At 72.0% G+C, this 25,381-nt stretch carries 20 protein-coding genes; 12 read left to right on the top strand and 8 right to left on the bottom strand.

All coding sequences use genetic code 11. The annotated features are described in order from the left end of the window. Nucleotides 1-5 precede the first annotated feature (5 nt). On the bottom strand, nt 6-2,405 hold the full coding sequence (locus ACIBG4_RS29105; RefSeq protein WP_397204525.1) for an AarF/UbiB family protein: 2,400 nt from the start codon (nt 2,403-2,405) through the stop codon (nt 6-8). Between the two features lie 338 nt (nt 2,406-2,743). Here ACIBG4_RS29105 and ACIBG4_RS29110 point away from each other — a divergent pair, with 338 nt between their 5' ends. From ACIBG4_RS29110 to ACIBG4_RS29120, 3 genes are read left to right on the top strand one after another with little or no spacing between them, the layout of a single operon-like run. Continuing rightward, on the top strand, nt 2,744-3,031 hold the full coding sequence (locus ACIBG4_RS29110) for a hypothetical protein (RefSeq protein WP_397204526.1): 288 nt from the start codon (nt 2,744-2,746) through the stop codon (nt 3,029-3,031). Next, nucleotides 3,028-4,254, top strand: coding sequence for an AarF/UbiB family protein (locus ACIBG4_RS29115; protein ID WP_355435437.1), 1,227 nt, complete (start codon nt 3,028-3,030; stop codon nt 4,252-4,254). Before ACIBG4_RS29110 ends, ACIBG4_RS29115 begins: the two co-directional genes overlap by 4 nt. Nucleotides 4,255-4,312: 58 nt before the next feature. Continuing rightward, on the top strand, nt 4,313-5,035 hold the full coding sequence (locus ACIBG4_RS29120; protein ID WP_397204527.1) for a winged helix-turn-helix transcriptional regulator: 723 nt from the start codon (nt 4,313-4,315) through the stop codon (nt 5,033-5,035). On the opposite strand, the gene ACIBG4_RS29125 is transcribed toward ACIBG4_RS29120, so the two are convergent. Both ACIBG4_RS29125 and ACIBG4_RS29130 read right to left on the bottom strand, forming a co-directional pair. Beyond that, nucleotides 5,004-5,936: a hypothetical protein gene (locus tag ACIBG4_RS29125; RefSeq protein WP_310713546.1), complete on the bottom strand. Its 933-nt coding sequence runs from the start codon at nt 5,934-5,936 to the stop codon at nt 5,004-5,006. The genes ACIBG4_RS29120 and ACIBG4_RS29125 overlap by 32 nt on opposite strands. A 603-nt stretch (nt 5,937-6,539) precedes the next feature. Continuing rightward, nucleotides 6,540-6,950, bottom strand: a complete 411-nt coding sequence (locus tag ACIBG4_RS29130) for an SRPBCC domain-containing protein (RefSeq protein ID WP_310713544.1) — start codon at nt 6,948-6,950, stop codon at nt 6,540-6,542. A 621-nt stretch (nt 6,951-7,571) separates the two neighbouring features. Here ACIBG4_RS29130 and ACIBG4_RS29135 point away from each other — a divergent pair. From ACIBG4_RS29135 to ACIBG4_RS29170, 8 genes are read left to right on the top strand one after another with little or no spacing between them, the layout of a single operon-like run. After that, nucleotides 7,572-8,423 carry a DUF1702 family protein gene (locus tag ACIBG4_RS29135; protein WP_397204528.1) on the top strand — a complete coding sequence of 284 codons (852 nt, stop codon included), beginning with the start codon at nt 7,572-7,574 and terminating at the stop codon, nt 8,421-8,423. Further along, a complete protein-coding gene (locus ACIBG4_RS29140) occupies nt 8,420-10,324 on the top strand; it encodes an FG-GAP repeat domain-containing protein (protein ID WP_397204529.1) in 1,905 nt (634 codons plus the stop codon). Before ACIBG4_RS29135 ends, ACIBG4_RS29140 begins: the two co-directional genes overlap by 4 nt. Continuing rightward, nucleotides 10,321-11,241 (top strand): enediyne biosynthesis protein UnbU, encoded by a 921-nt coding sequence (locus ACIBG4_RS29145; protein WP_397204530.1) that lies wholly within the window; start codon nt 10,321-10,323, stop codon nt 11,239-11,241. The genes ACIBG4_RS29140 and ACIBG4_RS29145 overlap by 4 nt, the downstream gene beginning before the upstream one ends. A 5-nt stretch (nt 11,242-11,246) precedes the next feature. Further along, nucleotides 11,247-16,508 carry an SDR family NAD(P)-dependent oxidoreductase gene (locus ACIBG4_RS29150; protein WP_397204531.1) on the top strand — a complete coding sequence of 1,754 codons (5,262 nt, stop codon included), beginning with the start codon at nt 11,247-11,249 and terminating at the stop codon, nt 16,506-16,508. After that, nucleotides 16,505-16,945, top strand: a complete 441-nt coding sequence (locus ACIBG4_RS29155) for an acyl-CoA thioesterase (protein WP_397204532.1) — start codon at nt 16,505-16,507, stop codon at nt 16,943-16,945. The genes ACIBG4_RS29150 and ACIBG4_RS29155 overlap by 4 nt, the downstream gene beginning before the upstream one ends. 39 nt (nt 16,946-16,984) lie before the next feature. Then, nucleotides 16,985-17,527 carry a hypothetical protein gene (locus ACIBG4_RS29160; protein WP_397204533.1) on the top strand — a complete coding sequence of 181 codons (543 nt, stop codon included), beginning with the start codon at nt 16,985-16,987 and terminating at the stop codon, nt 17,525-17,527. After that, complete coding sequence (locus tag ACIBG4_RS29165; protein ID WP_397204534.1) at nt 17,524-18,033, top strand: hypothetical protein; 510 nt, start codon at nt 17,524-17,526, stop codon at nt 18,031-18,033. The genes ACIBG4_RS29160 and ACIBG4_RS29165 overlap by 4 nt, the downstream gene beginning before the upstream one ends. Next, nucleotides 18,030-18,878 (top strand): hypothetical protein, encoded by an 849-nt coding sequence (locus ACIBG4_RS29170; RefSeq protein WP_397204535.1) that lies wholly within the window; start codon nt 18,030-18,032, stop codon nt 18,876-18,878. The genes ACIBG4_RS29165 and ACIBG4_RS29170 overlap by 4 nt, the downstream gene beginning before the upstream one ends. 305 nt (nt 18,879-19,183) lie before the next feature. Here the strand turns inward: ACIBG4_RS29170 and ACIBG4_RS29175 are convergent, their stop codons facing one another. Next, nucleotides 19,184-19,651 carry a hypothetical protein gene (locus tag ACIBG4_RS29175; protein ID WP_397204536.1) on the bottom strand — a complete coding sequence of 156 codons (468 nt, stop codon included), beginning with the start codon at nt 19,649-19,651 and terminating at the stop codon, nt 19,184-19,186. Between the two features lie 272 nt (nt 19,652-19,923). After that, nucleotides 19,924-20,508: a TetR/AcrR family transcriptional regulator gene (locus ACIBG4_RS29180; protein ID WP_397204537.1), complete on the bottom strand. Its 585-nt coding sequence runs from the start codon at nt 20,506-20,508 to the stop codon at nt 19,924-19,926. Between the two features lie 75 nt (nt 20,509-20,583). On the opposite strand from ACIBG4_RS29180, the gene ACIBG4_RS29185 reads away from it, so the two are divergent. After that, nucleotides 20,584-21,000, top strand: coding sequence for a VOC family protein (locus ACIBG4_RS29185; protein ID WP_397204538.1), 417 nt, complete (start codon nt 20,584-20,586; stop codon nt 20,998-21,000). On the opposite strand, the gene ACIBG4_RS29190 is transcribed toward ACIBG4_RS29185, so the two are convergent. From ACIBG4_RS29190 to ACIBG4_RS29200, 3 genes are read right to left on the bottom strand one after another with little or no spacing between them, the layout of a single operon-like run. Next, nucleotides 20,997-22,952, bottom strand: a complete 1,956-nt coding sequence (locus ACIBG4_RS29190; protein WP_397204539.1) for an ABC transporter ATP-binding protein — start codon at nt 22,950-22,952, stop codon at nt 20,997-20,999. The two genes, ACIBG4_RS29185 and ACIBG4_RS29190, sit on opposite strands and share 4 nt — an antisense overlap. Continuing rightward, nucleotides 22,949-24,685 carry an ABC transporter ATP-binding protein gene (locus ACIBG4_RS29195; protein ID WP_397204631.1) on the bottom strand — a complete coding sequence of 579 codons (1,737 nt, stop codon included), beginning with the start codon at nt 24,683-24,685 and terminating at the stop codon, nt 22,949-22,951. The genes ACIBG4_RS29190 and ACIBG4_RS29195 overlap by 4 nt, the downstream gene beginning before the upstream one ends. Then, a complete protein-coding gene (locus ACIBG4_RS29200) occupies nt 24,685-25,281 on the bottom strand; it encodes a TetR/AcrR family transcriptional regulator (protein WP_397204540.1) in 597 nt (198 codons plus the stop codon). Before ACIBG4_RS29200 ends, ACIBG4_RS29195 begins: the two co-directional genes overlap by 1 nt. Nucleotides 25,282-25,381: the final 100 nt, after the last annotated feature.

A 25,381-nucleotide genomic window follows, 5' to 3' on the forward strand; every position in this document is an offset into this window, starting at 1 on the left:
GGCGCTCACCCCACTCCCGCGGCGGCGGGGATCTGCAGGCCGGGCCACCAGCGCCGGAGCGTCCCCTCCACGATCATCAAGGACATCAGCGGGAAGGCGAAGTCGGCCGGCGGGTGCACGCCGAACCTGTTCTGCGACTCGAAGACGCGGGGGCCGAAGTCCGTCATGTCGAACCGTCCGCCCGGCTCCGTCGCCGTCCGGACCAGCTCGGCGATCTCGCCCGCGAACGCGCGCCGATCGGCCGCGGTGTGCCGGGCGGGAGGCCCGCCGGGGAACGCCGAGTCGTACATGATCTCTCCGCACCGGACGCCGTTGCGCAGGGCCAGGTTGATGAAGAAGTCCCGCAGCGCGTGCTGGACCGCCTCGGGCATCTCCACGCAGTAACCGGCGTCCAGGATGACGACCGTGCCGTCAGAGCGGATGTAGATGTTGCCCGGGTGCAGGTCGCAGTGGACGAAACCGTCCTTGAAGATCATCGAGCCGACGGCGTCGAGCACCCGCGCGGCGACCCGGTCGCCCGTCGCGGGGTCCACACCGGCCGGGGCGCCGTCGGTCAGGCCGGGGACCAGGTCGGTCACCAGGGCCGTGGCGCAGGTGTACTCCTCGTGCAGCCGCGGCACGAGGATCTCGTCGTACCGGGCGAGGTTGGTGGCCAGGCGCCGCAGGTACGCCGCCTCGCGGAAGAAGTCGATCTGCCCGTAGAGGGCCCGCGACATGTAGCCGACGAGGTCGGCCATGGGCGCGCCGCCCGCGGCGGGCAGCCGCTCGGCGACCCGGGTGAGCGCGGTCAGCAGCGTGAGGTCGATCGACATCGACTCGGCCACGCCTTCGCGCTGCAGCTTCACGGCCAACGGGCGGCCGTCCGCGTCCAGGGCCTCGTACACGCAGGCGATGCTGCCGCTGCCGATGCAGCGATCCATCACCTTGAGCCGGCTCAGGCGCGGCTCCTGCCGCACCGCGCGGGCGAGCTGCCGGGCGAACTCCCCGGCGCCCATCGGGGTGACGTCGTCGTGCAGGGCGGCCAGCCGCGCGGTGACGTGGGCGGGGAACAGGTCGGCGCGGCTGGCCAGCATCTGACCGAACTTCACGTAGGTCGGCCCCATGCGTTCCAGGTGCAGGACGAGACGCCGGGTCCCGCGCGCCTGCGCCTTCGCCTTCCCCGAGACGAGCCGGTCGAGGGCCCACATCGAGACGATGTGCAGTGACGCGGCGGCCACCCGCGCGGCCAGCCCGGCGGCCCGGCCGGCCAGGCGGAGCCGGCCGACCCGCGGGAGGCGGTCCGGGACGGCCTGCTCCTCCCGCGCCCCAACCGGCTCGGCGTCGCCCGGCGGCCGCGCTCCCGCCTTGCCGAACGCGTACGCCGACACGAGGGGGTGCACGGCGGGAAGGGTCGTGACCGGCGCCAGACCCGCGTCGGCGGCCATGGGCACCAGCACGTCGGGGGTGAGCCCCATGGTGCCCAGCGCCTGGCCGCCCCGGGCGGCGGTGGCGGGGACGCAGTACAGCACGCTGGTCGCCAGCAGCATCGCCGCCGCCGGGCCCGTCAGCGGCGGGGACTCCACCACCAGCAGGCTGCCGCCGGGGCGCAGCGCGGACGCCGCCGCGCGCAGCAGCCGCGGCAGGTCGCTCACGTCGTGCAGCACGCTGAGGGCGACGATCAGGTCGTACTCGCCGTTCAGGGCCGTCGTCGCGTCCAGGGGGCTGAGCGTGACCCGGCCGGCCAGGCCCCTGTCGGCCAGCCGGGCGTTGCCCGCGCTGGTCAGCCGCTCGTCGAGGTCGAACCCGTCGGCCGTGATCCGGGGGAACGCCGTCGCCAGCGTCTCCAGCGTCTCCCCGGACGCGCAGCCGATCTCGGCCACCCGTCCGCCGTCCCGCAGGGTGTCGGTGAGCCCCGGAACGGCGGGCAGCCAGACGTCCGGCAGGATGACCTTGGTCCACTGGGCGCTCATCCGCTGCATGGCGTCGGCGAGCTCGCGCGGGTACCACACGTCCGCGAAGGCTCCCCCGGCGCGGTACGCCTCCGCGACCTGGGGGACGGACCGGGTCAGGGCGCCGAACAGCGCCACACCCGGCCCGACGTCCATCATGCCGCCGATGTACGGCCGGACCTCCGGCAGCCAGGCGTAGCGGGAGCCGTCATGGGCGGCCAGTCCGGCGGCGACCATGCCGCGCAGCCACTCCTCCGCCAGCCGCGCGTCGCCGCCGGTGGCCTCGGCGAGCTCGGCCGCCTGTGACGGGCCCTCGGCCAGTGCCGCGCTCAGTCCCGTGCGCGAGCCGAATTCCAGCATGGCGGCGACCATCGCGGTGGCCACGACGGCCATCGGCCGCGGCAATTCGAGGCCGACGTCGCCGACGTCGCTGTCGTCGCGGGCCGTCCCGGCGGATGGCGTGGATTTCCTGCTCATTCGGACGCCCCCGTATTCCGGCAGCAAATGACCAGATTCTAGCCGCGCCCGTCCCGCCGCACTTCTCCGAAATTGCTGCCCTGCACGCGTGATATGCCGGGGCCGACGCCGTTCCGTCGCCGATATCGCCGTGTTACCGTGACCTCATGCCCGCGGACAGAGATTCGGGAGCCGATTCCGCCACCGTATCCCTCCGTCGCCATTTCGACTGCGATTTCACCGACCTGTGGGAAGCCGTGTCCTCACCCGGGTCCGTCTCCGTCTGGTTCACACCGTGTCGCCTGGAACCGGACCGGCGCTATTCTCTGCGATTCACCGAGGATTCCGGGGAGACGCATGTGAAATACGCGACGGTGCTCGATTGCCGCCGGCGCGGGAGCGTCGGCGAATACCGTGTCCTTCTGCAGGACGAGGGATATTCGGACAGCACGGTCGAGGTGCGGGTCGGCGCGGCCGCGCGGACAGGGTCCACTCTGGAGCTGCGGCACCTGCATCCACCGCCGGAGCTGGCCGACGGCTACGCGCGCGGCTGGGCCGACTACCTGGACTGTCTGCGGCGGCACCTGGCCGCCGCTCCCCCGGTCCCCGCGGACGCCGCGACCCGGCGGGCGGGGAGCCCGAAGTGAGTGCCGCCGACCGGCACCCGCTGCGCGACCTCGCCTGGCCGGTGGTCCGGACCGCTCAGATCGCCGTCGTTCTGTGCGGGGTGGCGGCGTCGATGGCCGGGTCCCTGGTGCGGCACGCCGGGCGTGGCCGCCGTGAGCGGATCCTCCGGGACGCGGGCGCCGTCGTGAGCGCGGCCCTGTGGCGGCTGGGCCCGGCGTTCATCAAGGTCGGTCAGATGCTGTCCAGCCGCAGGGACCTCTTCGCGGCCGCGTTCTGCGAGGAGCTGGAGTCGGGCCTGGCCCGCGGCCGGGCCGGCGGCGCCGAGGAGGGCGTGGAGATCGGGTCGGTCGCCTCGGTGGAGCGACGCCTCGTCGGCGGCGTCGACGCCGCCGTGAAGACGATCCACCCCACCGCCGCCGAGCGGCTGCGGGTCGACCTCGGCCTCATCACGGCGATGACCGGGATCGCCGGCGCGCTGCTCCGGCGCTCGGGGCCGACGCTGCGGCATGTGGTGCACGAGATGTGCGCGTCGGTGCGCCGGCAGACCGACCTGGTCGCCGAGGCCGCGGCCCTGCGCCGGCTCGAAGACCTCGAACTGGTCCTGCCCGTCGTCTTCCCCCGGGTCCTGGACGACGCGAGCGGGCCCGACGTGCTGACGATGACCTGGCTCCCCGGGCAGGCCGGCGGCAGGCGGTTCGCCGATCCCCGGCGGACCGCCAAGCGGCTGGTCCTGACCCTGTACGAGATGCTCTTCGTCAACGGCGTCGTCCACTGCGACCTCCACCCCGGGAACTGGTGGGAGCTGCCCGACGGGCGGCTGGCGATCGTCGACGCCGGGTTCACCTATGAGCTGGACGACGAGATGCGGACGCACTTCGCCGAGTTCTTCCTCGGGATGTCCAGCGGCAACGCCGAGGTCTGCGCCACCCACGCCCTGGCCGCGGCCGCCCAGCCCGTTTCGCCGGAGCACGAGAAGGCGTTCCGCCGCGACATGGAGCACCTGATCGGCTCCATCACGGGGCTGACCGCGGGGAGCTTCTCCCTGACCGGGTTCGCCGCCCGCTTCTTCGCCGTCCAGCGGCGGCACCGGGCCTTCTCCCGCGCCGAGTTCATCTTCCCGCTCATGGCGCTGCTGGCCATCGAAGGGCAGGTCAAACAGCTCGACCCGGGGATCAACTTCCAGTCGCTGGCGGGCCCTGTGGTCCTTCGCTCCATCGTCGCCCGCGCCCGCGCCGGGCGCTGAGCCCCTCCGTCACATCCGTCACCGGGAGAACCGGCTCGCCGCTATAGAGTTTATTAGTATGGCAAACGAGCCGGCGGTCCGCGCCGGCGAACGCAGACGCTACGGCCAGTACTGCGGCCTCGCCGCGGGCCTGGACGTGATCGGCGAGCGATGGACACTCCTGATCGTCCGGGAGCTGCTCATCGGCCCGCAGCGCTACAACGAGCTGCTGCACAATCTTCCCGGCATCGGCACCAACCTGCTCGCCGAACGGCTCCGCTGGCTCACCCGTCAGGGCGTGATCCGGCAGCATCCCCGCTCCAACGGCAAGGGCCACTCCTACGAGCTGACCCGTTTCGGCGAAGGACTGCGTGAGCCGATTCTCGGCCTGGCCCGCTGGGGCCTGAACGTCCCGCACCCGTTCGACGCCGAGGACGAGGTGCGGCCCCAGTGGGGGGTGCTGGCCGTCGAAGCGCTGATCAGGAGGGACCAGATCCCCGAGGTGGACGAGTCCTACGAGTTCCTCGTCGACGATCAGGTCTTCCACATCGCCGTGAAGGACCGGCGGATCTCGGTCCACCAGGAGGGCGCCGAACGGGCGGCCCTGCGGGTGTCCACCGACGCCAAGACGTTCGTGGACATCGGCTCGGGCCGGATCTCGCCGTTCGAGGCGGTGGCGACCAGGCGGCTGACCCTGGAGGGGGAGCAGGAGGCCCTGACCCGCTGCTCCCGCCTGCTGGGGCTGCTGCCCGGCGACGGCCCCGGCGGGGCTACCAGGGAATCATCGGGTACCAGGGGATGATCTCGCGCCGGGCGAGCACCCGTACGTCCCAGTAGAGGAAGGTGAAGACGCCGACGACGATGAACGCCGCCCCGGTGATCAGGGCCAGGCGGCCGGGGCGGGCGGCGAGCCAGCGCTGCACCCGGCTGCCCATGACCACGGCCAGCAGCACGAAGAGCACCGTGAGGATCACGATGTTGCCGACGGACTGCAGCATGAAGGCCAGCGCCCCGTACACCGGGTTGTGGCTCTCGGCCGCGTCCCGGAAGAGCTGCCGGAACAGCCCGTACGGCCGGCCGATGAGGAAGCCGCCGATCAGCGCCCCCATGACGACCAGCGGCGCGTTGGGGAAGCGCCGGGTGAGCCGGGCGAGCGGGTCGCGCACGACGCCGAGCGAGGCGAGCCCGAGCCAGAGGAAGGCCAGCCCGATCAGCCCGAAGGCCACCATGGACTGGACGCTCCTGGCCGACAGCTCCCCGGGGGCGGAGGGCTCGGTGGAGAACTGCGGCATGGCGGTCCCGACGAGTCCGACGACGATCCCGTACAGGCCGGAGACGGTGAGCATGCCCGCCGCCAGCCAGCCGAGCGGTTTGAAGACGGCCCCGACCCGGGTGGCGAGCGAGCGAGGCTGCCCGACGACCGGGCAGAGCGCGCCGAGGACGGCGATGTTGCAGGCGGTGAAGGTGCCGCCCAGCCCGGTGGCGAAGGCGTAGACGATGCCCGGCAGGACGCCGCCGATGACCGTGCCCTCGGCCTCGCGGCCGAGCAGGGCGCTGGCGACGTTCTCCCCGATGACCTGGTCGACGAACTCGGCCGACCAGACGACGGTGAGCAGGAACCCGATCAGCACGCTGACGACGACGGCCGGCCAGGGGCGGCTGACCCCGGTCCGTTCAGCGGACTGTTGCTGGGTGAGCGTCACGTGAGTCTCCCTTGCGCGCGAGCTGAACGGACAGGGCGGAGCCGGTGAGGTCGGTGGCGGGCCCGGAGGCACAGGTGGTCGCCTTCCGGATCGCGGTGGATCGCGCATCGGCCGTGCCGATGTTCACCCTCGGCCGGTCCACCTTGCCGCCGGCTCCGGGGCGGCGTCGAGGGTGCTGCTACTTGAAACAGCTATATCAATCGTCCCGGTACAGGTCTAGGTCTCCCTATTTTCGGGCGCACTGACTATGGGTTAGTGAAGTGGATGCGAAAGTGAGGGGGCGTGCGGCGTCCATCGACGCCCGGCTGCCCGCGATCGAGCACGCCGACCCGCGCAGGGCATGGGCGCGGACCGGCCGGCGAGGGGCTGCGAGCCGGGGCTGCGAGCGGGGGGCCGGGGCGCTGCGGCGGCGGCGATTGCGGCGTCGGCAGCGGCAGCGGTTGCGGCGGTTGCGGCGGTTGCGGCGGTTGCGGGACATTCTTCGCGACCAGCCGGCCGTGCGGGTGCCGGGCGCGCTGGAGGAGCTCAGCCGGCCGGACGGGCCGGTGACGGAGTGCGGGCCGGGTCTGGCGGGCCCAGGTCAGGGACCGGGCCGGCGCCCGTTCAGGACGGCTCGGCGACGAGCTCCACGAGCCGGGGCAGGACCGAGCTCTCCCAGCCGCGGCCCATGCGCTCGAAGGCGGCGCGGTCGCGCTTGTCGTCCAGGTCGAAGCCCGAGTGTTCGAGCAGCAGCCGGGTGCCCTTGCCCTCGGCGACCAGCCGCCAGGTCAGGACCCAGGTGGTGTTGAAGGTGTAGACGAGCCGCTCGTACGGCTCGACCTCCAGCACCTCGCACGGCACCGAGTCGCGGCCGGGCATCTGCAGATGGAACCGGTGACCGACGACCGCGCTGATGTCACCGGGAACCCACCAGCGAGCGAGCAGTTCGGGTTCGGTCAGGGAGCTCCACACCTTCGCCGGCGGCGCGGGGATGTACTGGTCGACCGAGATGGCGGCGGGACTGGCGTCGTGCACGGTGCTCCTTGTTCAGCGGAGAGCGACCCACCAGATCCTAGGACATCGACCGGGCCGGCCAGGGGAGGCGGGCGTGACGGCGCGGACGAATTTACGATCATGGCGCCGGATGGTCTCCACATGACCTGCCGCCATGAATATGCCGTCAAGATCTGCCATTGCGGCGCCTCCTGACGATCGCGCCCGCCCCGACGGCCCGCACCCAGGCGTGCTAACGCATGGGAGACAATCCTCGACCCTTTCTGTCGGACGAATGTAAACCCCGGGTCACTTGAGGTGGCCGGCGATATTCGAAGGGCGTCGGTGATCGTCTCCGCTCTGTAACCATTGCGGATGTCTGATTACCCCGCCGAAAAGTGCTCTTATCCGGATCGGGCCCGTGCGCACTCCGTCACGGCGCCGCACGAAACGGCCGCCGACCTCGCTGGTCAAACATTCAAATTCCGCCCGGCCGGGGTCGCCGAATTCGCATTCGCCGCTCCGGTCCGGCCGATCCGAGCCGCCTTGACCCTTGCTTGAAAAATGCTTAGTTTCACCGTGAAGGTCGCCCAGATCAGAACGGGAACAGCCATGGAGCCTACCCGGCTATTTCGCCTGCCCGAAAATCGGCTGACAGGCTTCGTGCCAAAATCAAGCCCGGTCGGAGAAAAACTGCTGGAGGTTGTCGCCGCATTTGGAAAAGGTTATAACAGCGCCCTGACCGGGGATCCGGACGTCGGCGACCTGCCGCGCCGCCTGCATGGGTTCGCCTTCGAGGGCGCCGCCATGAGCTGCACCCTGCTGGACACGATCACCCTGAGCGGGAACCGGCGGCTACGAGCCCTGGAGGAGGGCACGGGAGGGGCGTACACCCACCTGATCCACGTCGGCGCCGGCTGGGCGCTGGCCCGGCTGCGCCGCACCCGCTGGCGAGGCATCGGCCATCCCATGCTCACCTGGCTGGCCTGGGACGGCTGGGGATTCCACCAGGCGTACTTCAACGCCCGCAAGGTCTTCCACGATCACTGGGTCGAGCGCGGCGCCCGCGGCGCCACCCGGTCCATCAGGGACCAGGGAACCGGCCGCGCCCTGTGGTTCTACACCGGCGCCGACCCGGACCTGATCGCCCGGCTCATCGGCGCGTATCCCCGGCACCGCCAAGGCGATCTGTGGGCCGGCATCGGCCTGGCCGCGGCCTACACCGGAGTGGTCCACGAGCTGGACGACCTGCTCGCCGCCGGCGCCGGCCACCGCGCGGACCTCGCCCAGGGCGCCGCCTTCGCGGCCAAGGCGCACGTGCTCGGCGGCCATGTCCCGTCAGGTTCGGCCCGCGCCGTCGGCCTGCTGACCGGGGTCAGCCCGCACCAGGCCGCCGAGTGGACCGACCAGGCCCTCGCCCGCATCCCCCGGCCGGCCTCGCCCCGCGACTACGAACGCTGGCGTGCCGAGATCCGAGGAGCCTACGAACGACACGCGGAGGACGTTCTCCGATGAGCAGATGGCCGGCCCCCGCGGTCAAGTTCGGCGCCCTCCTCACGATCCTCGTCACCGGCTGGGCGGCCGCCCTGCCCGCCATCCCCCCTGCCGAGGCACAACGGGTCGCCGCGTCGTTCTCCTTCACCCAGCAGCCGCTCAACGCGCCGACCGGCGGGCGCACCGTCCGCCAGGTCGCCCCCGCCTACCAGGGCATCCGGCACTGGATCTCCTCGGTCGGGGCCGCGGTCGGGCTCGCCGACCTGGACGGCAACTCCCGTCCGGACGACGTGTGCCTGGTCGATCCGCGAGCCGACACCGTGACCCTCCAGCCGGCCCCCCAGACGCAGAACCGGTACCAGCCGATCCCGCTGACCCCCGCCGGGCTGCCGTACGACGCGACGATGGCGCCGATGGGCTGCGTGCCCGGCGACTACGACGACAACGGCTCCATCGACGTCCTGGTCTACTACTGGGGACGCTCACCCGTGCTGTTCCTGCGTGGCACCGGGCCGCTCACCGGCCCGGCGGCCTTCACCGCGCGGGAGCTGGTCCAGCCCTACCAGCTGTGGAACACCGAGGCGCTGGCGCTGGCCGACGTGGACGGCGACGGCCGCACCGATGTGGTCGTCGGCAACTACTTCCCCGACGGCGCCCGGGTCCTGGACCCGAAGGCCCCGGCGCGGCCCGAGCTGCGGATGCAGGCGTCCATGTCGAACGCCGCCAACGGCGGCACGAACCGCGTCCTGCTGTCCCGGGGCGGCGGGACGTTCGCCGAGGCCGCCGGCGCCTTCGGCAAGGAGATAGCGGACGGCTGGACCCTGGCCATCGGCGCCCAGGACCTCGACGGCGACGGGCTTCCCGAGCTGTACCTGGCCAACGACTTCGCCCCGGACCACCTGCTGCGCAACCGGTCCCGGCCCGGCAAGGTCGCCTTCGAGGAGGTTCTCGGCCCGCGCCACCTCACCACCCCCAAGTCCAAGGTGCTGGGCAAGGACTCCTTCAAGGGCATGGGCGTCGCGTTCACCGACCTGAACGGCGACGACGTCTCCGACATCGTGGTCAGCAACATCACCCAGCAGTACGGGCTGCTGGAGAGCAACTTCGCGTGGATCAGCGGCCAGAAGCGGATCTTCGACGGCGACGGCACCGCCCTCTACACCGACGAGAGCGAGAGCCTCGGCCTGTCGCGCAGCGGATGGGGCTGGGACATCAAGGCCGGCGACTTCAACGGCGACGGCGTCTCGGAGATCATCCAGGCGACCGGGTTCCTGCGCGGCGACGTCAACCGCTGGGCCGACCTGCAGGAGCTCGCCATGACCAACGACGATCTGCTCGCCAACCCCGCGATGTGGCCCCGCTTCCAGCCGGACGCCGACATCTCCGGGGAGAACACCAACGCGTTCTTCGCCCGGGTCCCCGACGGCCGGTTCGCCGACATCGCCGGCGACCTCGGCGTGGCCGATCCGGGGCCGTCCCGCGGCATCGCCACGGCCGACGTCGACCACGACGGCCGGCTGGACTTCGCGGTCGCCAACCAGTGGCGGCAGAGCTACTTCTACCGCAACACCGCGCCGGCACGCGCGCCGTTCCTGGGGCTGCAGCTGATGCGCCCGGCGGGTGGCTGCTCCGCCGGCACGGGCGCCCTCTCCCCCGCCATCGGCGCGACCGTACGGCTGAAGGCCGGCGCCCAGGGCCTGCGGACCGGTCAGCTCTACCCCGCCAACGGGCACGCCGGCGTCACCGCCGCGGAGCTGATGTTCGCCCTTCGCCCGAACACGCCGTCCGTGCCCGTCGAGGTGAGCTGGCGTGACACCTGCGGCCGGCCGCGCACCGCCGCCGCCGACCTCGCGCCCGGCTGGCAACGCCTCCGTCTCGGAGACGACGGTTCGATCACATCCCTCACGGAGGAGACGCCATGACCTCTGCTCAGCGCAACCCGAGAACGGCCGCGCTCCGCAGATTCGCTCTCTCGATCACCGTGTTCACGGTGCTCGGACACGCCTGGCTCGGGTTCGAGCAGGCGTTCGTCACCCCCGTCGCCGCCGTGGCGTTCGCCTACCTGCTCGACCTCGCGCTGGAGACGGCGGAGGCGTGGGCCGAGCGGCGAGAGCCGAAGTACCGGACCGAGAAGATGGTCGACTTCCTCCTGCCCGCCCACATCACCGGCCTGGCCTGTGCCATGCTGCTGTACGCCAACGACCGCCTCCTGCCTGTGCTGTTCGCCGTCGCGGTCGCGATCGGCACCAAGTACCTCATCCGCGTGCGGGTCGCCGGCAGAAGGCGTCACGTCCTCAACCCGTCCAACGCCGGCATCGCGATCACGCTGCTGGTGTTCCCGTGGGTCGGCATCGCGCCGCCCTACCACTTCACCGAGTGGGTCACCAGCCCGATCGACTGGCTGATCCCCGGCTTCATCCTCGTCGCCGGCACCCTGCTCAACGCCGGGCTCACCAAGAAGATGCCACTCATCCTCGGCTGGGTCGGCGCGTTCTTCGCCCAGGCCCTCATCCGTACCTGGATCGACGGCACGGCGACGACGAGCGCGCTGGTGGTCATGACGGGCGTCGCCTTCGTCCTGTTCACCAACTACATGATCACCGACCCTGGTACGACGCCGACGCGCCCCCGCAACCAGGTCGTGTTCGGCGTCGCCACCGCGGCGGTCTACAGCCTGCTCGTCCACCTGCACATCGTGTACGGCCTGTTCTTCGCGCTGGTCATCGTGTGCGCCGCCCGCGGAGTGCTGCTCGCGGCGCTGGCCGCCCGCGCGGCCGCCGCGCAGCACGGCGACGTGTCGGCTCCCGCCACCTCGGTGGCCGTCCCCACCTCCAGGTGAGCGCCATGACAGACGGCATCGCCATCGTCGGCATGGGCTGCCGCTATCCCGACGCCTCCGGCCCGGACCGGCTGTGGGAGCTGGTCATGGCCCGCAGGCGGGCGTTCCGGCCGCTCCCCGTGGCCCGGCTGAACCCCGCCGACTACGACACCGACGACCTGGACTCGACCTACGTCCGCTACGCGGCGGTCCTGGAGGGCTGGTCGTTCGACCGGGCCCGCCACCGCGTCCCCGGCGCCACCTATCGCGTCACCGACCCGGCACACTGGCTGGCCCTGGACGTGGCCGCCGACACCCTGGCCATGGCGGGCTTCGCCGACGCCGGCGGGATGAACCGCGACAAGGCCGGGGTCATCATCGGCAACACGCTGACCGGCGACTACACCAGGGCCACCGCGATGCGGCTGCGGTGGCCGTACGTCCGCCGCGTCCTGCAGGAGACCCTGGCCCGCGAGGACCTCCCCGAGGACGTCCGCGACCGGCTGCTCCTGCGGTCCGAGGAGCTCTACAAGGCGCCGTTCCCGGAGCCCACCGACGAGACCCTCGCCGGAGCGCTGGCCAACACCATCGCCGGGCGGATCTGCAACCACTTCGACCTGCACGGCGGCGGTTTCACCGTCGACGGCGCGTGCGCCTCGTCGCTGCTCGCGGTCGCGCACGCCTGCGCGGCGCTGACCGCCGGGGACCTGGACTTCGCCCTCGCCGGAGGCGTCGACCTCAGCCTCGACCCCTTCGAGCTGGTCGGGTTCGCCCGGACCGGCGCGCTCGCCCGTACCGACATGCGGATCTACGACGCCTCCCCCACCGGCTTCTGGCCGGGCGAGGGATGCGGCATGGTCGCGCTGATGCGCCTCGGCGACGCGCTGGCCACGGGACGGCGGCCCATCGCGGTCATCCGCGGCTGGGGGGTCTCGTCCGACGGCCGCGGCGGCATCAGCAGGCCCGAGGCCGGCGGGCAGCTGCTGGCCCTGCGGCGCGCGTACGAGCGAGCCGGGTTCGGCCCGGAGACGGTCGGCTACTTCGAGGGGCACGGCACCGGGACCGCGGTGGGCGACCACGCCGAGCTGGAGGCCATGCGGGCCGTCCGGGGGCCGCACCGGAGCCCCGCGTTCGTGGGGTCCGTCAAGGCCAACATCGGGCACACCAAGGCGGCGGCCGGCGCGGCCGGCCTGATCAAGGCGGCGCTGGCCGTGCACCACCAGATCATCCCGCCCACCACCGGCTCGCACACGCCGCACGAACTGCTCGGAGACGGCCTGGCGACCGCCGAGCGGCCCGTCCCCTGGCCTGCCGCCCCGGTACGCGCCGCGGTCAGCGCGATGGGCTTCGGCGGCATCAACACCCATCTGGTGATCGAGGCCGCCGGCCCGGCCCGGCGCAGCCGGTTGTCCGCCGTACAGGAGCGGATGGCGCGGGCGCCGCTGGAGGCGGAGGTGTTCGCCGTGACGGCCGGCACACCCGACGAGCTCACCGGCAAGCTGCGGCGGATCGCCCGCCGCGCGGAGTCCATCTCCTTCGCCGAGCTCACCGACCTGGCCGCCCGGCTGGCCGACGAGCCGCCCGGCGCCTGCCGGGTGGCCTTCACCGCCCACCACCCGGCCCAGCTGGCCCGCCGGGCCGGACAGGCCATGGCCATGGCCGGCCGCGACGCCGCCGAGTCCGGGATCTACAGCGGGACCGGACCGGCCCGCAGGATCGGCCTGATGTTCACCGGCCAGGGCGTCCCGGCGCGCGGCGGCGCCGGCGCTCTGGGCCGGCTGTTCGAGGAGGCACGGCCCTACTTCACCGGGCAGGAAGGCGTCGACACCGGCATCGTCCAGCCGGCCGTCTTCCGGGCCTCGATGGCCGCCCTGAGGTGGCTGGACAGCCTCGGCGTGACGGCCGTCGCGGCACTGGGCCACAGCGTCGGCGAGATCGCCGCGCTGACCTGGGCCGGAGCCGTGGACGAGGAGGACGCGCTCGACCTGGTCGCCGAGCGCGGCCGGATCATGAGCGAGGTGGGGGCCGCCGGCACCGGCATGGCGTCCATCGCCGCCCCGGCGGACCGCGCCGCCGCCCTGATCGAGGGCCTGGACCTGGTCGTCGCCGCCGACAACGGCGCCTCCACGGTGGTCGCCGGACCGCTGACCGCGATCGCGGCCGCGCTGGGCCGGGCCGGCTCGGCGGGCCTCCCGGCCAAGGAGCTGGAGGTCAGTCACGCCTTCCACTCGCCCGCCGTGGCTGAGGCCACCTCGCCGTTCGCCGCCTGCCTGGACAAGGTGCCGTTCACCGCGCCGGTGGGACGGGTCTTCTCGACGGTGACCGGTGCGGAGCTGGGCGCGGCCACCGACCTGCGGCAGCACCTGGCCGCGCAGATCACCGACCCGGTGCGGTTCCGCCAGGCCCTGGAGCTGCTGGCCGCCGAGTGCGACCTGCTCGTCGAGGTGGGACCCGGCCGGACGCTGGCGGCCCTGGCCGGCGCCCACCTCGGCGCCTCGCCGCCCGCCGTGTCCGTCGACGCCGGCGAGCGCAGCGGGCAGGGCCTGCTGGAGAGCGCCGCCGCCCTGTTCGCGGCGGGCGCGACGGACTCGCTGCTGCCCCTGTTCAGCCATCGCTTCCATCGGCCGTACGACCTGGACCGGGAGCCGGTGTTCCTCACCAACCCGTGCGAGCTGGCGCCGTCCCACGAACCGGCGCGGCGGGAGACGCCGGAACCGGCGCGGGCGGGCACCCCCGAGCCGGCCCGGCCGGGCGGCGGCAGCGTGGCCGGGACCGTCCGCGCCCTGGTCGCGGCCGCCCTGGAGCTGGAGCCGGACGCGATCGGCGACGACGACCACCTCCTGGCCGACCTGCACCTGAACTCCCTGCGCGTCATACAGCTCGCCGTCGAGTGCGCGTCGGCGTGCGGGAGGGCGCTTCCGGCCGAGCTGCCCCGGATCGCCGAGGCCACGGTCGGCGATCTGATCGCCGCCGTCGAGACGTTCCCCCCGGCCGGCGAGCGCCGGCCCGACGCGCCGGAATGGTTCCGGCTGTTCGCCGAGCACCCCGTGCCGGTCCAGCCTCCCGAACCGGAGGGCGCGCTGCGGGTGCGCGTCCCCGCCGGACCCGCCGACGCGGACGTGGGCCGCCTGCTCGCCGCAGCCCGGCAGGCCATCGCCGAAGGGCGGCCCCTGGTCGTCGCCGACGAGGCCGACTGCGCGTCCGGGTTCGTCGCCGCGCTGCGCCAGGAGCACCCGGAGCTCGACGCCCACTGGCACGGCGTGGACAGCGCCGGGCAGGCGTACGCCGTCCGGCACCTGCCGTTGCCCCCCGGGGACGGCGCGGCTCCCCTCCACCGGGACGAGGTGGTCCTCGTCACCGGAGGGGGCAAGGGGATCGGGCTGCACGCCGGGCTCACCCTGGCCGGGGCGTACGGGGTGCGGCTGGCGTTGATCGGCAGGTCCGATCCCGCGGCCGACCCCGAGCTGGCCGAAGGGCTGGAGCGGCTGCGCGCCGCCGGGGTCGTCGCGGCCTACCGCAGCGCCGACGTCACCGACGCGAGCGCCGTCGGGCGGGCCGTGGCCGAGCTGTCCGGGCTCGGCCCGATCACCGGCGTCGTGCACGCCGGCGGGGTCAACCGGCCGGCCCGCTTCGGCGAGCTCACCGAGGAGGACTTCGCCGAGCACGCCCGTACCAAGTGCGAGGGCCTGGCCAACGTGCTGGCGGCCCTGGACACCGACCGGCTGCGCCTCGTGCTGGCCTACGGCTCGGTCATCGGGCGGTTCGGGCTGGCCGGCGAGACCCACTACGCGCTGGCCAACGGGCGGCTCCAGGCCATGGTCCGCGCCCTGGCCGGCGAGCTGCCCCCCGGCTGCGTCACCGCGACGCTCGCCTGGACCGCCTGGGCCGGGGCCGGGATGGCCGAACGGCTCGGCGTGGTCCGGCAGCTCACCGGCGCCGGCATCGGCACGCTGCCCGTGGAGCGGGGGGCGGAGCTGCTGCTGGAGGCGATCGCGGCGCGCCCGGCCGGCGAGACCATCGTCATCAGCGGCCGGCTGCCCCAGCTCGACCGCGCGGAGGACACCCCGTCACGGCATTCGCTGCTGCACCGGGTCCGCAGCTTCGTCCCCGGGGTCGAGCTGGCGGCCGAGTGCGAGCTCGACCCGGCGAGCAGGTACCTCGCCGACCACCGGCTCGACGGGGTGCGGCTGCTGCCCGCGGTCTGCGCCCTGGAGGCCATGGCCCAGGCCGCGGAGCTGCTCGGCACCCCCGCTCGTACGATCACGGACGCGCGGTTCGAGCGGCCGGTCATCGTGCCCGACGACGGCACCCGTACGCTGCGCATCCACGCCCTCCGCCACCCCGGCGGCGACGTGGAGGTCACCATCCGCAGCGCGGAGACCGACTTCTCCGCCGTGCACTTCGCCGGCCGGGTCGCCGCCACGTCCGCCGGCCCCCCGGACGTCGCCGTCCCGGCCGATGATCCCCCCGCCCACGATCCGGCCGACCTGTACGGGCCGCTGTTCTTCCACGGGCCCGCGTTCCGGCGGCTGGCCCGCTTCGAGTCGCTCTTCCCCACCGGCTGCCGCGCCGTCCTGTCGGCCACCGGCGACGACCTCGACATGGGGTCACCGGTCCTGGGGGAGGCCGCCCTGCACGACGCGGCCATCCACGTGCTCCAGGCGTGCGTGCCGCACCGGCGGCTCCTGCCGGTCGGCTGCGACCGGTTCCAGGCGCACGGCCGCGCGGCCCCGCCCGCGGAGGTGGTCGTCGAGGCGGTCGAACGGTCGCATCACGGCGCCGACTACGTCTACGACGTCGTGGCGCGGTCAGCGGACGGGCGGCCGGTGTTCAGCTGGACGGGGCTGCGGCTCCTCGACACCGGGCCGCTGCGCATGGACGCCATGCCTGCGCTGCTGACCGGCCCGTACCTGGAGCGGATGGTCGGAGACCTGTGTCCGGGGGCGTCGGCCGTGACCGACGAGTGGCTGGAGCTGGGCGAGCCGCCGCTCCGGCCCGAGCCGCCGTTCCAGCCCGAGCCGGGGTGGGCCCGGCAGGCCGAGCAGCTCGCGCGGTTGACGGGCGAGTCCCGGCTCACCCTCGACTCCCGGCTGAGAACGGCTCACAAGTGCCTGCCCGAGGCCGGTCAGGCGGAGGCGCTGCAGGTCGAGGCGGCCTACGAGCACGGCTGGATCAAGCTGACCGGCCCGTCCGGGCTGGCGGTCCTGTCCGGACTGCTCACGTTGGACAGCTCCGACGGCCCGCCGCGATCCATGGTCGTGGCCGTGCTCACCCAGGAGACGCGATGACTCCCTTCTACGAACACCGCCAGGTCGTCACCTTCGCCGACACCAACGTCGTCGGGAACGTGTACTTCTCCCACTATTTCGAGTGGCAGGGCCGCTGCCGGGAACGCTTCCTCGCCGACCAGGCGCCGGAGGTCCTCCAGGCGCTCGCCGGCGACCTCGTCCTGGTCACAGCCGACTGCTCGTGCGAGTTCTTCGCCGAGCTGTACGCCCTCGACGAGGTGTCGATCCGCATGTCCCTGGGCGGCATCGAGGCGAACCGGGTGACCATGGACTTCCGCTACTACCGGCTGGGCGCCGGCCCGGCCCGGCTCGTCGCCGGCGGACGGCAGACGATCGCGTGCATGCGCCGCGACCCCGCAGGCGCCCTCACCCCGGCCGAGATCCCCGCCCCGCTCAGACGAGCCCTCGACCGCTACTCCCCCGTCACGACGCCCTGAGCATCCACCACCGGAAAGTCCGACGTCAGGAGCTCGACCATGTCCACCCCCGTCACCACTCGGCGGCAGCTCAACGAGCGACACCACAAGGCCGCCCTCGGCGTCTTCCTGGTGATCGTCCTCGCCCACTGGGCGGAACACATCGTGCAGGCGATCCAGATCTACGCGCTCGGATGGCCGATCCCGGAGGCGCGCGGCGTGCTCGGGCTGCCGTTCCCCTGGCTCGTCACCTCCGAATGGATGCACTACGGCTACGCCCTGGTCATGCTCGTCGGGCTGATCCTGCTGCGGCCCGGCTTCACCGGCCGCTCCCGGACGTGGTGGACAATCGCGCTGGCCATCCAGTTCTGGCACCACATCGAGCACCTGCTCCTGCTGCTCCAGGCGATCACCGGCACGCACCTGGCCGGACGGCCCGTTCCGACCAGCATCATCCAGCTCGTGATCCCCCGCGTGGAGCTGCACCTGTTCTACAACGCCGTGGTCTTCGTCCCGATGGTGGTCGCGATGCTGCTGCACCGCCGGCCGCGCGAGGCCGAGCGCAGCGTCATGCGCTGTGGCTGCGCGCTCGGAGCGGCATGAGACGAAGGCGCCCGTCCCCGCCGCTGACCGTGGCCCTCCTGCTCGTCACCGCCCTCCTGCTGTCCTGGACGGTCCCCGGGATCGGCCCGGCGCTGCGGCTCGCCGCCGGGGCCGGCCGGTCCGGGACCTTCACCGCGCAACGCCTGGACTGCGTGCGGCACCCCGGCCACGAGAGCTGCGCGTGGACCGGCGACTTCCGCTCCCACGACGGCGTCGTCCGCCGCACGGGAGTCACCCTCGCCGGCAGCGACCGGGACACCGGCCAGGTGGGCCGGCAGACCGAGGCGATCGACGTCGGGCTGCCCAACCGGGTCTACGGGCCGCACGGGTCCAACGAATGGATCTTCACCGTCTTCCTGTTCCTGGCCGAGCTCGCGCTGCTGGCCTTCGCCCTCGCGCCGGTCGTGGGGGCGGTACGCCGGGGACTGGCCTCCCGCCGGGGCTCCGGCGGGAGCTCCCGTGGAACCTCCGGTGGGGGCGTGGAACTGGAGAGTGAACGAACATGATCGTCGCGATCACGGACGACGCGTGGCGGACGACGCGCGCCGCACTGGCGACAACAGGCGATCGTTTCACCGACCTGCTCTCGGCGGCTGAAGCACCGTCCGCTCAGGCGACCCGGCACTGGTCGGTGGCCGACACCGCCGCGCACGTGGCCACCCTCACCCAGGCGTGCGCCTCCATGTTCGGAGTCGCCCCGCCACCGGTCCACGGCCTCGGCGAGCTGATGAGGGAGACCACCATCGACACCGTCGCAGACCTCAACGAGGTCGTCCTGGGACGGTTCACGGAGCGGGACCCGGAGGCGCTGGCCGGTCAGATCCGCTCGGACATCAAGCTGCTCCTCGACGCGACGGACGGCGAGGACCCGGCCGCCGCCGTGCCGTGGCTCGGCGGCTCCGCGGTCCCCCTGGCCGGGCTGCTCGCCCACCTGCTCAACGAGCTGCAGATCCACGGCCGGGACATCGCCCGGCCGGTGGGCGCGCGGTGGTGGGTGCCCCGGCGCGAGGCCGCCCTGTTCTTCGAGCTGTTCCTCATCGGTGTCATCCACCACGGCTACGGCCGGCTGCTCGACGGTCACGGCCCCTGGCCGAGGCGGCGGGTCGCGGTGGAGTTCGCCTCCCCGTACACGACCACCCGGTCCATCGTGATCGACGACGGCCGGGTGACCGTCGAACCGCCGGGCGGGCCGACGGATGTCCGCCTCGCCTTCGACCCGGTGGCGCTCAACCTGATGCTGTTCGGCCGGGTCAGCAGGGCCCGGGCGGTGCTCGCCGGCGACGTCGTCGTCCGGGGCAGGCGGCCGTGGCTGCTCCCCGCCTTCCTCCGCATCATGCGGCTGCCGTCCTGACAGTCCCGTTCCGTCCTCTGCTCGCCGCGGTCCTGGGCTGCGTACGGGCCACGCCCGGCCACGTGCGAACCCGCTCCGAACTCGACTCCAGCTACGGCACCAGCTCCTCGGCGCCGACCTGCGGCGTCACCAGGAGGAGCACGGGGAGTTCACTGTCGCTCGCGGCCACCGCACGATCTTCGGTTGTCTTCACGAACTCCGAATGATCACGCGGTGGCCGTCTCCATGCGACCCCAACGCCTCAGGATCCGGAAGCGTCACTGGAGTACTGGATGGTCACCCCACGGGATGGCGGACGGAGCGCGTCACGGGCACTTCGCGCGCATCTTGGGGCTCCAGCCGTTGTGGACGACGTACTTGCTTCCCGCGTAGTAGCTGACCTGGCCCTGCAGGCGGTAGGTGAAGGTGGTCCCCCGCTTGCAGCCCTTGTACAAGGTCTTCTTGCCGGCCCCGTACCAGGAGGCGCTGGAGATGTTCTGCCAGCCCCACCAGCGCTTGCGCTGAAGCATGATCTTGGTGCGCTGGTTGCTGGAGCAGCCGATCGCCCAGCCGGTCGCGGCCACGTGTCCCTTGCGCATCTCCGGACGGTACACACGCACCTCACGGCAGGACATCGCCGTCGAGCCGGCCGCCGCGGCGGCCGCGGCGGCCGTGGTGACGGTGGTGGGGGAGGTCTGGGCGCCGGCCTGGACGGAGGCCTGCGCGGGGGCGCTCGCGGTCAGAGCCGCGGCGGCGACCGCCGCACCGAGGACCATCGTGTTGAGCGTTCGCATCGGGTTCTCCTTGGTGCTCGTCGTAGTGGACACCGCGAAGGTAGCCAGGCCGATGTTGAGAATCTGTGTAGCGCCTGTTGAGCGAACGATGGGCCAGTACTTCAGTGACACATCGCGATCATGGTGGGGATCTGCGCTGGCAGTGGCGATGTCGGGCGGTTGCCTGATGGCGCGGATCGAAGCTGCTGGCCCCGCGGCTCGGCCCGCTCCTCGACGTTGTGGTGAAAGGCTGCTCCGAGCGGGCTCGTACGTGGCCTGTGCGCCCGCCTCGCTCACGTGGTGCGGAGGGACTCCAGGATCTGGGTCAGGGCGGCCATGGTGTCGGGGAGGTCCTGGGGGTCGCTCGATCCGGCCAGGAAGAGCGCGGCCTCGTTCATCGCTCCCGACAACAGATGAGTCAACGGCCTCACGGGCCGGCGCGCGATGACGCCCTCGTCCATCAGGCTCGTGAGTGCCTCCGTCAGGTGGCGGGCGGAGGCGGCCTCGTCCATGGCTCTCCACTCGTTCCAGCCCAGGACTGCCGGGCCGTCGATGAGCATGATCCGCTGAACGTCCGGATGGGTGCTGGCGGACAGGAAGCACCGGCAGCCGGCCGTGAACCGCGTCCACGGATCGTCGTGCGCGTCGGCGGCGGCCGCCACCTTCCTGCCGACCTCGTCCTGGACCTCCTGGAGGACGGCTCGGAAGAGGTCTGCCTTGCTGTCGAAGTGGTGGTACAGCGCGCCCTTGGTGACTTCGGCGGCACGGACGATCTCTGACAGGCCCACCGCGCCGTAGCCCTTGGTCGCGAAGAGCCGCCGTCCGGCCGCCACGAGGATTCGCCGGGTCTGCTCGCGCTGCTCCGCTCTGCTGGTCATCCGCGCTCCGTTGACATACCGATGGTACGTCAATAGCGTATCCGACATACCATCGGTATGTGAATGGGGATTCTGATGAGGTTGACCAGCTTCTATCCCGTCATCGGTGTCACACGTCTGCGGGAGTCACGCGACTTCTACACCCGGCTGTTCGAGTTCGAGGTGACGTTCGAGGCGGACTGGTACGTCAGCCTGCGACGGCGGGGTGACCAGTGGTACGAGCTCGCCCTGCTCGACCACGGTCACCCCACCGTGCCCCACGCCTACCGCAGGCCGGTCCAGGGCCTGCTGCTCAACTTCGAGGTCGAGGACGTCGACGCCGAGTGGGAGCGCCTCGTCCTCGGCGAGGGCCTGAAGCCCGAGCTGGATCTGCGCACCGAGGAGTTCGGCCAGCGACACTTCATCGTGGCCGACCCCAACGGCGTCCTCATCGATGTGATCGAAGAGGTCCCACCGTCCGCCGCCTACGCGGACAACTATGTCGCGCCCTAGTCCACCTCCACCACGGCCTGGGCGAACTGGGCGGAGTACAGCCGGGCGTAGGCGCCGTCCGCCGCCAGGAGCGACTCGTGCGTGCCCTGCTCGACGATCCGCCCGTTCTCCATGACCAGGATCAGGCTGGCGTCGCGGATCGTGGACAGCCGGTGGGCGATCACGAAGCTGGTGCGGCCCTCGCGCAGCGAGCTCATCGCCCGCTGGATGAGCACCTCGGTGCGGGTGTCGACCGAGCTGGTGGCCTCGTCCAGAATGAGGATCGCCGGCTCCGACAGGAACGCCCGGGCGATCGTGATCAGCTGCTTCTCCCCCGCGCTGACCGTGGCGCCCTCCTCGTCGATCACCGTGTCGTAGCCGTCGGGCAGCGTGTGCGCGATGCGGTCCACGTGGGCGGCCTCCGCGGCGGCCTCGATGCGTTCCCGCGTGGCGCCTTCGGCGCCGTAGCCGATGTTCTCCGCGATCGTCCCGCCGAACAGCCACGTGTCCTGCAGCACCATGCCGATGCCGGCGCGCAGCTCCTCCCGGGACATCTCGGCGATGTCGACGCCGTCGAGCGTGATCCGGCCGCCGGTCACCTCGTAGAAGCGCATGATGAGGTTGACCAGCGTCGTCTTGCCCGCTCCGGTCGGGCCGACGATGGCCACGGTCTGACCGGGCTCGACGGTCAGCGACAGGTTCTCGATCAGCGGCCGGTCCGGCGCGTAGCGGAAGGACACGTTCTCGAACGCCACCCGGCCCCTGACCTGCGCCGGCCGGGCGGGCTGGTCCGGCTCCGGGGACTGCTCCGGGGCCTCCAGCAGCTCGAAGACCCGCTCGGCGGAGGCGACGCCCGACTGCACCAGGTTCGCCATGCCGGCCACCTGGGTCAGCGGCTGGCTGAACTGCCGCGAGTACTGGATGAACGCCTGCACGTCGCCCAGCGAGATCGAGCCCGAGGCGACCTTGAACCCGCCCACCACGGCGACCAGCACGTAGTTGAGGTTGCCGATGAACATCATCGCCGGCTGGATCATCCCGGAGATGAACTGGGCGCGGAAGCTGGAGGTGAACAGGGCCTCGTTGTGCCGGTCGAAGGTCTCGGCGGCCTCCTTCTGCCGGCCGAACACCTTGACCAGGGTGTGCCCGCCGTACATCTCCTCGATGTGGCCGTTGAGCTTGCCCGTCGAGGACCACTGCTTGATGAACTGCGGCTGCGACCGCTTGCCGACGACCGTGGTGACGTAGACCGACACCGGCACCGTGACCAGCGCGATGAGCGCCAGGATCGGCGAGATCCAGAACATCATCACCAGCACCGCCACGACCGTCAGCGCCGACGAGATGAGCTGGCTCATCGTCTGCTGGAGCGTCTGGGCGACGTTGTCGGTGTCGTTGGTGGCGCGGCTGAGGATCTCACCGCGCGGCTGGCCGTCGAAGTAGCTCAGCGGCAGCCGGGACAGCTTGGCCTCGATCCGCCCGCGCAGCCGGGACGCCGCGCGCTGCACGACGATCGTGGTCAGCCGGAACTGCACGATCCCGAGCAGCGCCGCCACCACGTAGATGGCCAGCACCCAGCCCAGCACCTGGGCCAGCGCGGTGAAGTCGATGCCGTGGCCGGGCACCACGTTCATCGACGACACCATGTCGGCGAACGTGCCCTGGCCCCGGGCGCGCAGCCCCGCCACGGCCTGCTCCTTGGTGCTCCCCGCGGGGAGCTGGGCTCCGATGATGCCGGAGAAGATCAGGTCCGTGGCGTGGCCGAGGATCTTGGGGCCCGTCACGGTCAGCGCGACGCTGGCCGTGCCGAGGGCCAGGACGACGACGAGCATCGCGCGCTCGGGCCGCAGCAGGTGCAGCAGCCGGCGGAGCGAGCCGCCGAAGTCGAGGGCTTTCTCGGCGGGCCCGGACATCATGCGGCCGGGGCCGAAGCTGGGCTGAGGGCGCCGCGGGGGCGCTTGGGGGGTGCTCATGCGGCCGCCTCCTGTTCGGTGAGCTGGGACAGCACGATCTCCCGGTACGTCGGGCAGGTGGTCATGAGCTCGGCGTGGTCGCCGCTGCCGACCACGCGGCCCTCCTCCAGGACGAGGATGCGGTCGGCGTCACGGATCGTGTTGACGCGCTGGGCCACGATGACGATCGTGGCGTCGGTGATCTCCTCGGCCAGCGCGGCCCGCAGCCGGGCGTCGGTGGCGAAGTCGAGGGCGGAGAAGGAGTCGTCGAACAGGTAGATCTCGGGCCGGTGCACCAATGTCCTGGCGATGGCCAGGCGCTGGCGCTGCCCGCCGGAGACGTTCGTGCCGCCCTGGGAGATCGGCTCCTCCAGGCCGCCGGGCATCGCCTCGACGAACTCGCGGGCCTGGGCCACCTCCAGGGCCCGCCACAGCTCCTCGTCGGTGGCGTCCGGCCTGCCGTACCTCAGGTTGGAGGCGACGGTGCCGGAGAAGAGGTAGGGCGACTGCGGGACCAGGCCGACCGCCCGGGAGAGCACGGCCGGGTCGAGGTCGCGGACACCGACGCCGTCGACCAGCACCTCGCCGGCGGTCGCGTCGAACAGGCGCGGGATGAGGTTGAGCAGCGTGGTCTTGCCGCTGCCCGTGCTGCCGATGATCGCGGTGGTACGGCCCGGCCGCGCCGTGAAGCTCACGTCGCACAGCACCGGCTGCTCGGCGCCCGGGTACCGGAAGTCCACGGAGCGCAGCTCCAGCTCGCCGATGCGTCGCTCGGGGGTGACGGGGTCGGCCGGCGGGTGGACGGTCGGCTCGGTGTCGAGCACCTCCTCGATGCGCTCGGCGCAGACCTCGGCCCGCGGGATCATCATGAACATGAACATGGCCATCATCACCGACATGAGGATCTGCATCAGGTAGGAGATGACCGCGGTCAGCGCGCCCACCTGCATGGCCCCGTCGGCGATGCGGTGGCCGCCGAACCACACCACGGCGACGCTGGACAGGTTCACCACCAGCATGACCGTGGGGAACATCAGCGCCATCAGCCGCCCGACCCGCAGCGACACGTCGGTCAGCTGGTCGTTGGCCACGCCGAAGCGCTCGCGCTCGTGCCGGTCGCGGACGAAGGCCCTGATGACCCGGATGCCGGTGATCTGCTCGCGCAGCACCTGGTTGATCCGGTCGATGCGCTCCTGCATGGTGCGGAAGTGCGGGCGCATCCGCATGACGACCACGCCCACGACGACGATCATCACGGGCAGCGCGACGAGCAGCAGCGACGACAGCGCCGCGTCCTGGCGCAGCGCCAGGACGATGCCGCCGACGCACATGATCGGCGCGGCCACCACCATCGTGAACGTCATCAGCACGAGCAGCTGCACCTGCTGCACGTCGTTGGTGGTCCGGGTGATGAGGGACGGCGGGCCGAACCTGTTGACCTCCTGGGCCGAGAAGTTCTGCACCCGGTGGAAGATCGCGGCCCGCAGGTCCCGGCCCAGCGCCATCGAGGTCCGGGCGCCGTAGTACACGGCCACGACGGAGCAGACGATCTGGACGAGCGTCACACCGAGCATCACCAGCCCGATGCGGGCGATGTAGCCGGTGTCGCCCTTGACGACGCCATCGTCGATGATGTCGGCGTTCAGTGTGGGGAGATAGAGCGTGGCCAGCGTCTGCACGAACTGGAAGAGGACCACGAGCGTGATCTCTTTCCCGTACGGCCTGAGCTGGACCCGCAGCAGACGGAGCAGCATCAAGAAGGGCTTTCTGTCGAAGGGTCGGGGGAAGGCCGCACGAGCAGCCCGTCGAGCAGCACGGAGACGATCTCCGCGTCGTCCATGTCTCCGAGATCGCCGCCCTGACCGAAGCCGCGGTGCACCCGCACCGTGATCAGCATGAGCAGCAGGTGTGCCGTGGCCTCGGGAGAGCGGCGCAGCCGGTCGCGATCGGGCTCCATCAGGGCGGCCAGTGCGGCCGCTATCCGCTGCCGGCCGCCGAACATCCGCTCGCGGAACTCGGCGTCCTCGCTCATCAGCTCCTTGGGAGCGGCGATGAGGTTGGCGTTGGCGCTCATCCCGGTCCGCAGCTTCGTGACGGCGGCGAGCAGTCGCGCGCGCAGCTCGACCTGGGTGCCGATGGCCGCCAGGGCGTCCACGGCCGGCTGCGGGTCGAACGCGCTCATCAGCGCGGCCCGCAGCAGCGAGGCCTTGTCGGGGAAGACGCCGAAGATCGTGCCCTCGGCCACTCCCGCGGCCTCGGCGATCTGACGGGTGCTGACGGCGGTGCCGTACTCGCGCAGCAGGGGAAGCGTGGCGGCGATGAGCGCGGCACGGCGATCTTCTGGTGCCATGGCCGGCACCCTTCTCCTTCTGGCCATGGCGCAGAGCATAATGAGCGAGTACTCACTCGTTCAAATGGTTTTGTCCCGAAGGTCCGTGAACGGACGTGAG

It is taken from the genome of Nonomuraea sp. NPDC050383 (assembly GCF_044459125.1).
Taxonomy (GTDB): Bacteria; Actinomycetota; Actinomycetes; order Streptosporangiales; family Streptosporangiaceae; genus Nonomuraea.